Raw genomic sequence first — 12,932 nt, forward strand, 5'->3', positions numbered from 1 at the left:
TTAATTGGTTATTATTTGATGCAAAAGTAAGGATATTGAGCAGAGCCGATGCAATAAAAAGAAAGGGAGAAATAGTACTTTTTACGGTTTATACTTTTTACGGTAAAGCAAGGGAGTTTCTCCCGTATGCTGCCGGAAGCGGCGGATAAAATAAGAAACCGTTGAAAAATGAAGCTCAAACGCAATATCCGATATCGGAGCGTCTGTATAAGCAAGTAATCTCTTAGCCTCATCTATCACTTTATTCTGAATGTATTGTTTCGCACTACCCCCCATTACCGACGTTATGATTTCATTCAGGTAATTGGGAGTGATGCAAAGTTTATCCGCATAAAACTGAACGGAATGTTGTTCCTTCAAATGGGTTCCGACCAAATGGATGAATCTGTCTATATGAGTATTATTGATTTCTTTATCTGTGGGGATTTCTTCGTTTGAAACCGCCTTCTGATACGCCCGCTCCAACAGCATTAGAACTTCATACAGCAATGCCCTCAAAACATGCACGTCATTATCATTCTGTTTGTAAGAGTCAATCTCCGTTTTGATATTGTGTAATACTTGAAGGACACGTGTATAAAGTTCGTCTGGAAGATGCAGTTTGGCTGATGTCTTTTCCGGTTTGAAAAACGCAAGATGCCGGACAAACATGGAATCTCTAAAGAGGGACGATAAAAACTCATCTTCAAAAATCAAGGCATATCCATTTGTTATATGACGCGTATCCCAGTTCCGAATCTCTCCCGCTTTTGAGAAAAACACATCTTGAGGGAAAGCTTCATAAGTACGGTTGTCAATGGAAAAGCTCCCCTCTCCTTCCGTTATAAAAGTAATGTCATAATAAGTCAATGTATGGACGGAACTTTCAGCCAGGAACTTCTTCACATATTTCAGTTCGACGACATCAATCAAAAGTTCACTGCCATACTTATTTTTGTGGAAAGTATATCGGGGTATCGAGTTCTTCATTATGAAGTACAAAAATAATATTCCTTATCAAATAATCCAAGGCTTTTCCACTTTAGAGAGAAATGGAAACAATAATAGACTATCTGATAAGGAATATCTTTAAAAGTATAGATAACTAAACGCTTTCTTATTTCTGACTTCCCGCCAAATACTCAAAACAGAGTTTCTTCAAATAAGCTTCCATACAAATTGATTTTAGTTAATATATGTCACTTAGAAAACACTTAATTCGATATAGCAGGCATCGCAGTGCCTTTCGAGTACATTCTCTTTTGGTTATATCGCAAATACCAAATACAAATCAACAACGAAGCCACCGTCGACAAGGGCGGAGCAAAGCCCATGAGGAACAGCGAGGAACTGTCTATCTGACTGAACCAGTACGACAACGGAATACGGAACAGGAAGGTCGCTATCAGACTGTGAATCATCGGGAATAATGAATTCCCCTGTCCGCTGAAGTAAGAATTGATGCAAAACACAAAACTTACAATGATACAGTCGATACTATACCCCCGCAAATACTCCGCCGCCATTGTCACCACCGCCACATCTTTGGAAAAGAATGCGGTAAGCGTCTCCGGAAGGAATTGGGAATACACACAAACCGATACACCGAAAACAAGGGCAATCCCAATGCCCGAAGCCAGGCATTTGTTCATCCGCTGTATCAGTCCCGCACCGTAATTCTGTGCCGTCATGGTTGCCACTGCCGATGATATCGCCATTGGCGGCAACATTGCAAAAACGATGATTTTCTCCACAACACCCAAAGACGCCGATGCGATGACTCCCATTTGGTTGACAATGACCGTTATAATCAAGAATGAAATATTGATTAACGCGTCCTGCAACGCAATAGGTGCTCCCAGCACCATAATCTTTTTGGATAAGTTCTTGTTAAGCCGGATATCTTTCCGAGTAAACTCGAAATGGAATCCATGACCGTGCAAGAACCAAAGCGAAATAACAAAACTGCCCCCCTGTGCTGTTATTGTAGCCAATGCGGCTCCCGTAGCCCCCAAATGGAAATAGCCGACCAAGATAAAGTCGAGGACAATATTAATCACGCACGCCAATCCTACAAAATAAAGCGGTGTTTTGGAGTCGCCCAGTCCACGCAGGATACCACACACTACGTTGTACCCAATAATGAATAAAATACCTGTCGAACATACCAAAATATAACTTTTCGTATCAGCCATTGCTTCCGCAGGCGTATGCATCAGTTCGGCTATCTGCCCGTGAAACACGACCATGACTAAAGTCAGCAAAACACCTACGATTGAAAACAGCCATACGGAAGAACCGATTGTAGATGCCACTTTCCTATTATCCTTTGCTCCGGTGGCAATAGCAATCAGTACGGTTGTCCCTGTCGTAATGCCAAGGATGATACCTGTAATCGTCTGCATCACCTGGCTGCCGATAGCCACAGCCGCCACACTGGCAGAATCATCGTATTGCCCTACAACAAACAAGTCCGCCCCACCATAAAGTGCCTGAAGCACATTGGCAATAAGGAAAGGTACTGCAAATTGCAGCAATACTTTCGGAACGCTCCCCTGTGTCAAATTCAACTCTTTCATAGTTTCTTCGATACTTTACTTCTTATCTTAAATTGTTACAATAAAAAATAGTGCCGGACAAGCGAATGATTTACACCATTCATCTTATCCAGCACTATAATTATCTATTATAGCACCCTCCGATGAGGATTTTTATGCCTGTCCCTATTTTCGGGCTGCAAATATGGGCTTTGTTTTCATAACTACCAAATTATAGCTGCACTTTATTTTTCAGGATACAATCGGGTATCAATGTGATACCAATTTCAACCCGATAATGGAGCAAATCAGTGTGAAGATAAAGAACAACCGTCCCACACTTGCAGGTTCTTTAAAGAAGAAAATACCGATTAATACCGTGCCCGCCGCACCGATGCCTGTCCATATCGCATAAGCCGTACCAACCGGCAATGTCTTGGTCACCTTTATCAGAAGCAGCATACTCACACATAAGGATACCAAGAGTACGAATGACCACACATATTTTTCCATTCCGAATACCCTGTTTATCTTTCCCAGGCAGAAAGTAAACACCAGCTCAAGGCAACCTGCCAAAATCAAAAGAATCCAATTCATAACATTTTTTTATTTGCAAAGGTCATGAATTTCCGGCAGCCTCTATTTTACATTTGTAAAAAAGGGATTTTACATTTGATAAAAAATCATCTTATCTTCGCCCTTATTCTGCTCAGACTAACTTGGGAGATTCCCAGATAGGAAGCGATAATACCTAATGGAACACGTTGAAGTATATCGGGGTAATCAGCAATCAAATCCTGATAGCGTTCCAATGAGGTCTTGAACTGCCGTGATATAAATAGCTGTTCTGATTTGATACACTCCCTTTCGGCAAACTTCCGCCCCCAGTTGGCTATATGTATATCCGCCAGATAAAGGTCGTGCAGTTTGTCGACACTTAATTCATACAGCACACTGTCTTCCAATAATTCTATATTCTCATATCCCGCCTGATTATTGTAAAGGGTCTGCAAAGGGAAAATAGCGTCGCCCTCCTTTCCGAACCAGAATGTCACTTTCTTGTCCGATTTATAGGTATATGCATGCAACATTCCTTTCTTCATCAGATAGAATTTGGAACTTTTACGGTTTGCCAGAAACAGGTGGAAACCTTTAGGATAGGTTACTTCCGGTGTTTCATTCAACAGGGCTTCCTTGGATGCAAGCGGCAGTTTGTAAATATTATCAATAATGTCATAGATGTCCATATCCATAGATTCTTTATTTCATTTGTTTGGCAACTCTGTTCAGAATGGAACGCATGATCGTTTTATGGAAAGGACGAATAAAGAAGAAGTAGAATCGTCAATACTTCGGGAGTAACCACTTTATCACTCACTATTGTTTTTGAAAAAGAATCACAGTAATCCGCCGGAAGGTAATTGGTGATGAGACTTCCCTCACATATGTTGTTTTGTACTTTCATAACTTGATGCGTTTTTAGATAACGTAGGCTGCGAAAATAATCACTTTAAATTGATATACAATAACTTTATCTGCTTTTCTATTCGCGGAAACGGAAGAAAGCAGGCAGGCGGTCGGGATTCAACGTGTAGCGGGCATGTTCTGTCAAAAACGGTTCGGAGTTCATCACTGCACAAGAATGGGGTACTGCCGACATCATTTCCCAATCCTTCTGCGAGTTGCCGACAATCAATACTTGCTCCAGAGGGAAAGCTAAAACTTTACATATATGGAGTACTCCTTTCTTTTTGCCGGCTTCCTTATGTACAACTGTGATAAGGGGTGGCTTATAAAATACCTGATAAGGTTTTGCTTTCAATCGGGAAAGAATGTTCTCCCTCTGTTCTTTCTCATAAACCAGCATGCTATACTTATAGACTTGGCCTTCATAGCTATGCGCCGTTATCTTTGCGGATTCCCCGTTTACATCCGGTAGTAATTCAACCGATAAACATCGGTTCCGCCCGTCATACAACAATAATCCACCGTCTGCAAATGCCCCACCTTTGAACAAACTGAAAAGAGTCTTACCTAATTTTCTCCGCGCCTGTTCCACTGATAAAGAAGTAGCCAGATATAATGGGACAGATTGCGCCATATAGTGTAAGACATTGGCATAGTTTTCCGGAACTTTTCCTTGTGCATCGGTCAATGTTCCGTCCACATCGAAAAAAACGGCAGTAATCAAGGGCTTCTCCGGTATCCGCCAAAATGTACCTTTGCCCATTATAGAATGCAAAGGATGATTAGTCAGATTACTGAAAGCAATGTAACAATCACAAACTTTCCGCTGACAAGAAAGCGAAGTGTCTAGCTTTTGACTCCGATAAAGATTGCCTATCTTCACCTTACTTCTAGGACAGGCAAAGATATCCCCTTTCCAGTCAATGAAGCAAGCACTTCTTCCGCCTGAGCAATTCTCCCATTGAGCCGGAGCGTTTTGCAAATCATACTCGAAAAGATTATCCAGTTGAGTAAAAAAACGAACATCTTCGTTGCTCAATGGAGACTTTAACCCCTGCATGGCATTAATAAACAGATAAATATCCGGTGAAAGAGTATTTCGCAAATCAACAAGTATATTTTTTGCCAACGGGTTACCGACAGCTCCGGCACAAACCTGTATTCCTGCATTATGGAGCGTATGAAGTTGCCGGACAAATTTCTCTACTGAAGTCATTTCCGGATGAAAGCTAGCCCAAACTTTTATCTTATTTATCAATGCCGGAGCAGTCCGGAGTTCGTTCAGCCATTCATCGGCAGGAAAAGAAAGATTAGTCTGACAGGAAATTCCGGTAACTTGCGGCAATGACGCAAGCTGTATGATTCCTTCCCTATAATAGCGATGTATGAGTGCTTCACCATAGGGAATGACAAATAGTTGCAAAGACTCTCCTTTCCATTGCTCAATAGCAGTAATAAAACGACTCCATGCCTGTTTGTCCTGCATCGTAGATGTAGGATGAGACTTCTTGCCGAAAGGACAATAAGAACAAGTGTAGTTACAACTATTCAATTTACCCCGATAGTATATACGTCGGACGGAAAGTAAAGAACCCTCGTTTGTCATTTCATTCAAATATCATTTAAACTTCACTCAATTTTCATTCAATAGGAATAAGTCTCCATTAATTGCCTGATTCCCGGAGTGATAAATAGCTGACCGATATAATCGGAATAACCAAGTCCTTCGGGAGTCAGCCGGATACGTTCAGGAGTTTCCTCTATCCAGTACTGTTCCGCCAATTGGCGGAACAACGGAGTCCTATCAAGCGGCTCTCCAAAACGCCGAGTATATTCAGCCTTGTCAATCCCCATATAGTACATCAGATTCTTGATGATAAAACGTTGTTGTTGTTCCTTTGCGGAAAGGATAAATCCGTTACGGGCTACGGTGAAATCAGTGGTTGCCATATATTCGTCTATCTCGCGGGCAATGCATTGCTGACAGACTGTATACCGGGTAGCATAGTGTAAATCACCCAAATAGCTGCGTCCACCCGACCCACACGAAAGCATTACTTCATCGCCACATGAGACTTCCGCGTCAGTGGACGGATGATGAATGAAACGCCGCATGGATGTTTGCAGAAAGCCTTTTGCTTGCAATAACTTGCAAGCGGCACGATACATTCGAAAACAGACATCATCTGGTTCCCGTTCGGTAATACCTGTACCCTGACGTACATATAGCGGATAAATAAACAGTTCGTTCGGCTGGAACCGGAGCGCTTCTTCCAGTGAATAGAGGAAACTTTCTACCGTCTGTCCCTTAATACCATAAATCAAGTCGATATTGAAATAGGGAAAATCCATTTGGCGGATATCGTCTAATGCTTGATAAATAGTGTTTTGCCGGGGACGCCTTTTGATAGCTTTCAGTTCTTCATCTTGAAAACTCTGTATGCCGATACTTACGCGAGATACTCCCGCCTTTTTCAAGACATTGAGACGCGGACGATCTGCATATTCCGGTGAAGTCTCTACGGAAGTAAAGGCATGGGACGGATGCACGCCGAACAAAGCGGCGGTAGCCATTAGTTGTTCCAGTTGCGGAACAGTCAGCAGCAACGGAGTACCGCCGCCGATGGCAAAGCTATCAAACGTCAGTCCGGCAGTGAGCGGTGAGAGTTGTTGCGCCTGTCTGTGAAGGGTGTCCAGATAAGTGGCGATATATTCTGTACGGTTCGTTTGCAAAGAGAATAAGTTGCAGTATCCGCATTTATGGCTACAAAAAGGGATATGAAAGTAGAGTGACGCCTTTCTGCCTTGCAGTTGCTCCAAATATGGGAGCAACGAAACCGGAGCAGGAAAAGGACGGTACGCCGTTTTATGCGGATAACTATACATATAGTCTACATATCGGGATAGAGGTTGATTCATTGTTTCGTCAGGATAAAGTGTTTGTAAGGAACCGTGTAGACTGTTTCGTGGGATATGCAGTGATATTCGTAGCCGTCTTCACCATAGCAGGTGCCGTGGTCGGAAAGGGCAATCACCAGTGTGTCGGCACGCTTCTGAAAAACTTCAAACAAACGGGGCAACTGACTGTCGATATATCTCAATGCCGCCGCGTGCGATTCCTTATCGTCTTTCGTTTTACCTTTCACATAGTGACAGTTCGGGTAATGGATAGCGGAAAAGTTGATATACATGAATATACGTTTGTCCGCAGAGTAATTCTCCAGTTTCTTCAAGGCAAAATCAATCTGCTTCTCCGTACTGTCAGGAGCCGTACAGCCAAAGATCGGCAGCCAGTAACTTTTCGTAAAATAACCGGGAAACACACGTCCCAGTTCATTGCGTTTGCTGAAGAAATTCACGCCGCCTATGCAGATTGTCTCATATCCCTTATTGGCAAGGCTCTGCACGAAAGTAGCTTCCGTAAACGGATAACTGCCTTTGGGCGGGATACGCCCCGTCCCTGCCTGCACAGGGAAAAACAGCCATTTACGGCTACGCAAGGAATGAGGCTCTGCCGGCGAAGGAAGAAAGCCTGCAAAAATAGCAAAATGAGAGGGATAAGTAAAATTTCCCGGCGCATGCCTTTTCTCCCACAAACCACCGTGACTGTTCAGAACCGGTGTCCCTCCGGCAGCTTCTTCCGCTTTACTCACATCGTAGCGCAACGTATCGAAGCAAAGCATAAGTATATCATGTGTCCCTACCACCCGGTTCATATCCATATCAGGACACTGGTTTTGTTCTCCAGCGGGCAGTTCATCTATCTGCATGGTCATATTTCTTTTTTATTGTTCTTATCTGTCGGGTATAAATAGAATTGTGAGCGTACATATCCTGGTAAATGTGGTCGCCTTGTCCGTTGACCTCAATAATATAAGGAGTATCCGTTCCTCTTTCTATCAGTACATCTACTCCGCCATATCGCAAACCCAGTGTGCGGACGGCTTTCCTGCATAAGAGGTAAATCCGTTGACGGACATCTTCTGACAAGGGAAGTTCGCTCCACAGGCGTGCGTTGTTGTTCAGGTGCAGATTGGTTATACCCCCCTTGCTACATCTGACTACCACATAGTCAATCTCTTCCTCTCCAGATACTACCCGAAGGTCATAATTCTCTCCCTGCAACTGCTCCTTAGGTATCCATTCTTCCAAAATAGCCCCGGTATGCATGACCGCTTCCGCCAATGGAAGAATATCTTGCTCCTTAGTCAGACGATGAATACGTTTTGTATTATGAATGACTCTGTCCACTTTCTGCAAGGTAGTATAAACCACCCATTTCTTCTGACGCGGCTGATAGCGGATTGCCATAATGCCACCTGCTCCCGAACCATAACGTGGTTTCAGAAAACACCCCCTGCTACAACCGGAAAGAGCTTGCGCCAGTTCATCGAAAGAATGTGGAGTATCCAACATCGGAGTTACATTCAGATCATTGGCTGATAAAATCCGTTTGGCTTCCTTTTTATCAAGAGCCTGCAATAATGCATGAGGCGGATTCAAGAAATGCACATCGTCAGGCAGTGCCGTCTCGTCCAACCGCTGTAATATCGTTTTGTATTCGTCATTAAACAGGGTATATTTCAGAAAATCCGTTTCGCAGCTTACCCACGGTTCCAATTTGACAACTGCCTGCCGCAATGATGGCAGGCAATTGAACAATTCTTCGTAAGTCATAAAGCGGACTCCCGTCTGCAAGCTCCTGCCGGCTTCAACAAAGTATTCGATGCGTTTGAACGGAGAGTTGCTGACAACGATTATCTGCATTTCCCCTACTCCGTAATCATCGGGTAATACCACATTTCACCGTCGTCCTCATCAGCTTCTTCCGATTCTGCAATGTCAATCTTCATCGGAAGTTCCTGCAACTTCTTCTTCATACCCTTGCTCAAATAATTGTAGCGCATATTAATAAACTTCAAATGGGCAATCTTGTCCATATTGTCCAGCAAGAGTTGGGCACCTTCATCTTTGAGGACACCTGCCGAAATATCCATTGTCTCCAATTGAGGAAGGATATCCGACTCCAGGAACATTTTTACAATCTCATCCTGTTCTTCCGAGTTCACGATGCCAAGATAAGTCAATTTCGGGAAACGCGTCTTAGAGAAAAGCGGACGGAATATCTCAATATCAGCTTCAAAGCCGTAGTCTTCCACGCCGACATACAGAACCAGTTTTTCCAGATTCGGAAAATCGGACGCCAGAATATCCTCTACGACTTCCGTAGGAAGACCGCCACTGATAATCTCCAGTGAACGCAATTCCGGACGTGAGGTTTGTCCCAGGCGCAGGCAATTCGTACCTTTTATTTTCAAGTCTTTCAATTTGGGCATAGCGTCGAGCAACGGGCTGAGGTCTGCCTGTTCAATCCAGGAGATCTCCTGTTCTTCCTGATCGATATCTCCCCAAAACAAGCCTTCAATGTGTGCAAATTTATCTTTATTTTCGAGTATTCCTTTCAGTAAATCGGAGCAATCTTCACCTTCATAGTCCCAACAACCGATAGTGATTTGTTTATATTCGGGCAAATGCTTGTCTTTCAAAATCTTATCCAATAGCCGGACATCGTTTTCGTATTCATCATAACTCAAAGTGTATTTCTTGGCTTCCACTTTCATCTCGCGTGCCGTTTCCTCTGCTGTTTCCACATAGCCTTTCTTTGTTTTCTCCGCAATAAGTTTATTGGCAGCTTTTTCGGCTTCTTCAGCAGTCGAGTAGTTTTTGACTTGTGTCTGACCGTCTGTTCCCAATTTGCCATAGTTAACGGTTACGTCTGTTCCAACTACATCTATACTCCAGAATTTCTGTGACTTAAAGTCTTGAAATACGAATACTCTTTTCATAATACTTTTTTTAATGGTTGATATTTGCCCATTCAAAGCGCAAGAACGCATGAACGACGTCTGCAAAAATAATTATTTTTCGCCACGTACAAAGCAATCGTACACTAAACTTTCAAAACTAGAAGATACAAACAAGAAGGGCTGCCCCCGTTTTCCGGAGCAGCCCTTACTATTCAGTTTCTATACTTCTGTATTAATCTTCAATAGTACATATACTTACGCGGTTCCAATCCGGTTCGGTAAACATGTCACCTACGCCCTGACCTTCGGCAGTGATACGGGAAGCGTTAATCTTGTATTTATTGACCAGGATAGTCTTGACAGCTTCCGCACGTGCGGCAGCTATTCTAGCATTGACTTCCACACTTCCTTCCGGAGAAGCGTATCCTTTGATAATCACTTTTGAATCAGGATATTTCTTCATGTAGGAAGCTACACGTTCCACATTCGGCAACTGTGACGCGTCTACTGATGAACGACCTTGTCTGAAAGTAATGATAGATTCCGGAACGCGAGCGGTTTTGACTACTGTTTCAACAGGAACTACCTTTGTACGACATTCTTCCAAGTCTTTCTGCAAGCCGTTGATTTGCCGGTTGGCAGTGTTCAACTCACCGTCCTTATTGTTCACTTCAGAACGAAGAGCATTGATTGAAGAGTTCAGCCCGTCGATTTCCGCCTGGTTGTAGACTTTTACTTTGGTGAAATAATGGTTTCCGGTACTTGTCTTGAAGTGATAAGTCAATCCTGCAGTCAGTTCAAACGCTGCATTATTCGCATTGAAACGGCTTTTTGTCTCAGGGAAGTTACCTTGCATATCATATACGATAGCAGGTTTAATTCCCAATGTCCACGCTTTCGTTTCACCGAGATTGAAATTGAAATTCAATCCGAAACGGGTAGACCATGAGTTCTGATCACCGTCACCATTTACATAATAATGCAACCAACCCATTCCGGCCACAGCTTCTATCTCAAACAAACGAGGCTGACCTTGATAACTTGCGAACAGGTTCATCAAATTAACCTTACCCAATAAACTGACATCCGAAACATCGAAGGCCGTTTTACTCGGAGTGGTATTGATATATCCCATTCCCTGGAATCCCAAACCAAAGATAGGAGTCAATTGTTTTGAGAACCCTACTCCAAAACCGGGACGCATACTCTTAAAGAAAGCGCTATGAGTAAGAGGAGTGATTGCTCCCGCATTTACTTCAACAGACCAGTTGTCTGTAAACTTTGTACCTTCTACTACTGATTGGGCATTTGCAGTAAATGCGCCCAATACAAAAGCTAATAAAATAATAGATTTTTTCATAATCAAATGTTTTTAAACTGTGATGTTTTGCTTGCTAAATCATTAGAAATGTCTTATGTGTTCCATGTCTAATTCTTTAGTTTATAATCAAATTCGTTATTTACATTAAACAACATATTGTATAAAAAATTAGTTCATACGCCTGTCGTCTAATTAACAACTATTCACTCAGCCAACCCGTCATACGGCTTCTAGCATAGAAATAATAGAAAAACAATCCTATCCAACTGGTAAGAAGAATCAGTACAATAGCCAATAACTTCTTTTCCCAGGGTGCATAAAGACGTCCTATCTCCAAAGCCGCCTTAATAGTTAATATCAAACCAACTATCCAAATTACAAATCCAACCATAACAGTACAATTTTATTATAAATAATTTTAGAATCACATTTCAATATATAAACAACAAAAGCATATGTTGGTTTCATCAAATTTATCTTTTAACAAAAAATTCAAGAATGCAAACCCTATTGATAGATTTTTTATATAATGCCCGAACAAATAAATTATTATGTTCGTTAGAATAAAGAAAATGCCAATGAAAATCTTAGCCCAAAACAAGAAAAAGTTGTCTGTATCTATTAAAATAATAAAAGATACTTTTCAAGGATTTATTGATGACAACGTCATGAGATTGAGCGCGTCACTGGCTTACGCAACCCTGTTCTCAATCATCCCTCTGCTCTCACTCCTTGTTACTATCGGAGTATTACTCAATATCGATTTCACCAATCAGTTATATGCCCAACTGGAACCCATTGTCGGCTCCAAAGTGATTGATGCACTTCAAGCAATTATGGAAAATGCAGAGACAACCGATTCATTTTCCTTTGCCACCATTATCAGTATAGGTGTCACCATTTTCGGTGCAACGACTGTTTTCGCAGAAATACAAAGTTCCCTAAATACCATTTGGGGAATAAAAGCCGTCCCCAAGAAGAGCTGGCTTAAATATATCATAAACAGATTGCTATCCTTCTCGGTTATCCTTGCTTTCGCTTTTATCCTGCTAATCACCTTTACCATTACCAATCTTATCACAGATATAAGCAACAAATTCATCACCAACAATCCGGATATAGCAGAATCTTTGGTAAAAACGATAGGAATGATAATTAATATAGGTGTAACCACTGTTATATTCACTCTCATATTCAAGATATTGCCGGACGCAAAGATTAAAAGCAAAGATGTAATTATAGGAGCACTTGTCACTACCGTTTTATTATTGATCGGACAATGGGGAATATCCTTTTATATCGGATTTGCAAATATAGAAACCGTATATGGAGCGGCGGCGTTTATGGCTATTTTCATCACATGGATTTATTATTCAGCCATTATCATATATACAGGAGCGGAATTTACGAAAGCGTGGGCAAACGAGTTAGGCGGGAAGATTTTCCCGGACGAGTATGCCGTAGCAACCAAAGTCATTGAAATACGTGAAGAAAACAAACCTGTCAATTAACTTCAAGCACCAGTTTCAGCAGCATCTATTATCTATCTGAAACTGGTGACAGGCAAACATGCAGCTTATCGTCTGGCATTAGCCGAGAGTGTATAAATCTCGCCCTTATTCTCACTTTCTTTTATCTGGTTTCTCATACGTACCATTTTTCTCAATTTCTCAGTCTTCCGACCTGATGAGAAATGATATACAATTGCACCAATAGCTGAGCCTACTGTCAACCGAAACCATAAATTGAAATTATTAGCTTTCATAATAAATTTGTTTTAGTAAAAGGGGAGAATAGCTTTCACTCACACTATCCTCCCAT

General features: G+C 42.0%; 14 protein-coding genes. 1 reads left to right on the forward strand and 13 read right to left on the reverse strand.

Annotated features, from left to right (window positions below; translation table 11 throughout):
• Positions 1-81: 81 nt before the first annotated feature.
• The 12 genes from CGC64_RS15165 to CGC64_RS15215 all read right to left on the reverse strand — a co-directional run bounded on the left by CGC64_RS15165 (position 82) and on the right by CGC64_RS15215 (position 11,502).
• Positions 82-969: an AraC family transcriptional regulator gene (locus CGC64_RS15165; RefSeq protein WP_005678099.1), complete on the reverse strand. Its 888-nt coding sequence runs from the start codon at positions 967-969 to the stop codon at positions 82-84.
• Positions 970-1,193: 224 nt separating this feature from the next.
• Positions 1,194-2,558 (reverse strand): MATE family efflux transporter, encoded by a 1,365-nt coding sequence (locus tag CGC64_RS15170; RefSeq protein ID WP_005678098.1) that lies wholly within the window; start codon positions 2,556-2,558, stop codon positions 1,194-1,196.
• A 228-nt stretch (positions 2,559-2,786) separates the two neighbouring features.
• The gene (locus tag CGC64_RS15175; protein ID WP_005678097.1) at positions 2,787-3,113 is read right to left on the reverse strand and encodes a DMT family transporter; all 327 of its coding nucleotides are present in this window, start codon (positions 3,111-3,113) and stop codon (positions 2,787-2,789) included.
• Between the two features lie 86 nt (positions 3,114-3,199).
• On the reverse strand, positions 3,200-3,763 hold the full coding sequence (locus tag CGC64_RS15180) for a Crp/Fnr family transcriptional regulator (protein ID WP_005681385.1): 564 nt from the start codon (positions 3,761-3,763) through the stop codon (positions 3,200-3,202).
• Between the two features lie 62 nt (positions 3,764-3,825).
• Positions 3,826-3,981 (reverse strand): hypothetical protein, encoded by a 156-nt coding sequence (locus CGC64_RS19025; RefSeq protein WP_005681386.1) that lies wholly within the window; start codon positions 3,979-3,981, stop codon positions 3,826-3,828.
• Between the two features lie 78 nt (positions 3,982-4,059).
• Positions 4,060-5,589: an STM4011 family radical SAM protein gene (locus CGC64_RS15185; protein ID WP_032855231.1), complete on the reverse strand. Its 1,530-nt coding sequence runs from the start codon at positions 5,587-5,589 to the stop codon at positions 4,060-4,062.
• A gap of 38 nt (positions 5,590-5,627) precedes the next feature.
• Entirely contained in the window at positions 5,628-6,902 is a 1,275-nt protein-coding gene (locus tag CGC64_RS15190) for an STM4012 family radical SAM protein (protein WP_005678094.1), read from the reverse strand.
• On the reverse strand, positions 6,899-7,753 hold the full coding sequence (locus tag CGC64_RS15195) for an STM4013/SEN3800 family hydrolase (protein ID WP_005678093.1): 855 nt from the start codon (positions 7,751-7,753) through the stop codon (positions 6,899-6,901). The genes CGC64_RS15190 and CGC64_RS15195 overlap by 4 nt, the downstream gene beginning before the upstream one ends.
• Positions 7,740-8,750 (reverse strand): STM4014 family protein, encoded by a 1,011-nt coding sequence (locus CGC64_RS15200; RefSeq protein ID WP_005678092.1) that lies wholly within the window; start codon positions 8,748-8,750, stop codon positions 7,740-7,742. The genes CGC64_RS15195 and CGC64_RS15200 overlap by 14 nt, the downstream gene beginning before the upstream one ends.
• A gap of 5 nt (positions 8,751-8,755) precedes the next feature.
• Positions 8,756-9,829, reverse strand: a complete 1,074-nt coding sequence (locus CGC64_RS15205) for an STM4015 family protein (RefSeq protein WP_032855268.1) — start codon at positions 9,827-9,829, stop codon at positions 8,756-8,758.
• Between the two features lie 193 nt (positions 9,830-10,022).
• Complete coding sequence (locus CGC64_RS15210; RefSeq protein ID WP_005678090.1) at positions 10,023-11,150, reverse strand: OmpA family protein; 1,128 nt, start codon at positions 11,148-11,150, stop codon at positions 10,023-10,025.
• A gap of 160 nt (positions 11,151-11,310) precedes the next feature.
• The gene (locus tag CGC64_RS15215; protein ID WP_005678089.1) at positions 11,311-11,502 is read right to left on the reverse strand and encodes a hypothetical protein; all 192 of its coding nucleotides are present in this window, start codon (positions 11,500-11,502) and stop codon (positions 11,311-11,313) included.
• A 187-nt stretch (positions 11,503-11,689) separates the two neighbouring features.
• On the opposite strand from CGC64_RS15215, the gene CGC64_RS15220 reads away from it, so the two are divergent.
• A complete protein-coding gene (locus CGC64_RS15220; RefSeq protein WP_005681397.1) occupies positions 11,690-12,622 on the forward strand; it encodes a YihY/virulence factor BrkB family protein in 933 nt (310 codons plus the stop codon).
• Between the two features lie 65 nt (positions 12,623-12,687).
• Here CGC64_RS15220 and CGC64_RS15225 read toward each other — a convergent pair whose 3' ends face one another.
• On the reverse strand, positions 12,688-12,876 hold the full coding sequence (locus CGC64_RS15225) for a hypothetical protein (RefSeq protein ID WP_005678087.1): 189 nt from the start codon (positions 12,874-12,876) through the stop codon (positions 12,688-12,690).
• Between the last annotated feature and the right edge of the window lie 56 nt (positions 12,877-12,932).

The sequence above is a fragment of the Bacteroides caccae genome, assembly GCF_002222615.2.
Taxonomy (GTDB): domain Bacteria; phylum Bacteroidota; class Bacteroidia; order Bacteroidales; family Bacteroidaceae; genus Bacteroides; species Bacteroides caccae.

Bases quoted from the DNA above. Each gene is read 5' to 3' on its own strand.
- CGC64_RS15210 (WP_005678090.1), bottom strand. From the start codon at position 11,150: ATGAAAAAATCTATTATTTTATTAGCTTTTGTATTGGGCGCATTTACT.
- CGC64_RS15175 (WP_005678097.1), bottom strand. From the start codon at position 3,113: ATGAATTGGATTCTTTTGATTTTGGCAGGTTGCCTTGAGCTGGTGTTT.
- CGC64_RS15225 (WP_005678087.1), bottom strand. From the start codon at position 12,876: ATGAAAGCTAATAATTTCAATTTATGGTTTCGGTTGACAGTAGGCTCA.
- CGC64_RS15195 (WP_005678093.1), bottom strand. From the start codon at position 7,753: ATGCAGATAGATGAACTGCCCGCTGGAGAACAAAACCAGTGTCCTGAT.
- CGC64_RS15165 (WP_005678099.1), bottom strand. From the start codon at position 969: ATGAAGAACTCGATACCCCGATATACTTTCCACAAAAATAAGTATGGC.
- CGC64_RS15185 (WP_032855231.1), bottom strand. From the start codon at position 5,589: ATGACAAACGAGGGTTCTTTACTTTCCGTCCGACGTATATACTATCGG.
- CGC64_RS15215 (WP_005678089.1), bottom strand. From the start codon at position 11,502: ATGGTTGGATTTGTAATTTGGATAGTTGGTTTGATATTAACTATTAAG.
- CGC64_RS15205 (WP_032855268.1), bottom strand. From the start codon at position 9,829: ATGAAAAGAGTATTCGTATTTCAAGACTTTAAGTCACAGAAATTCTGG.
- CGC64_RS15170 (WP_005678098.1), bottom strand. From the start codon at position 2,558: ATGAAAGAGTTGAATTTGACACAGGGGAGCGTTCCGAAAGTATTGCTG.
- CGC64_RS15190 (WP_005678094.1), bottom strand. From the start codon at position 6,902: ATGAATCAACCTCTATCCCGATATGTAGACTATATGTATAGTTATCCG.
- CGC64_RS15180 (WP_005681385.1), bottom strand. From the start codon at position 3,763: ATGGACATCTATGACATTATTGATAATATTTACAAACTGCCGCTTGCA.
- CGC64_RS15200 (WP_005678092.1), bottom strand. From the start codon at position 8,750: ATGCAGATAATCGTTGTCAGCAACTCTCCGTTCAAACGCATCGAATAC.
- CGC64_RS15220 (WP_005681397.1), top strand. From the start codon at position 11,690: ATGAAAATCTTAGCCCAAAACAAGAAAAAGTTGTCTGTATCTATTAAA.
- CGC64_RS19025 (WP_005681386.1), bottom strand. From the start codon at position 3,981: ATGAAAGTACAAAACAACATATGTGAGGGAAGTCTCATCACCAATTAC.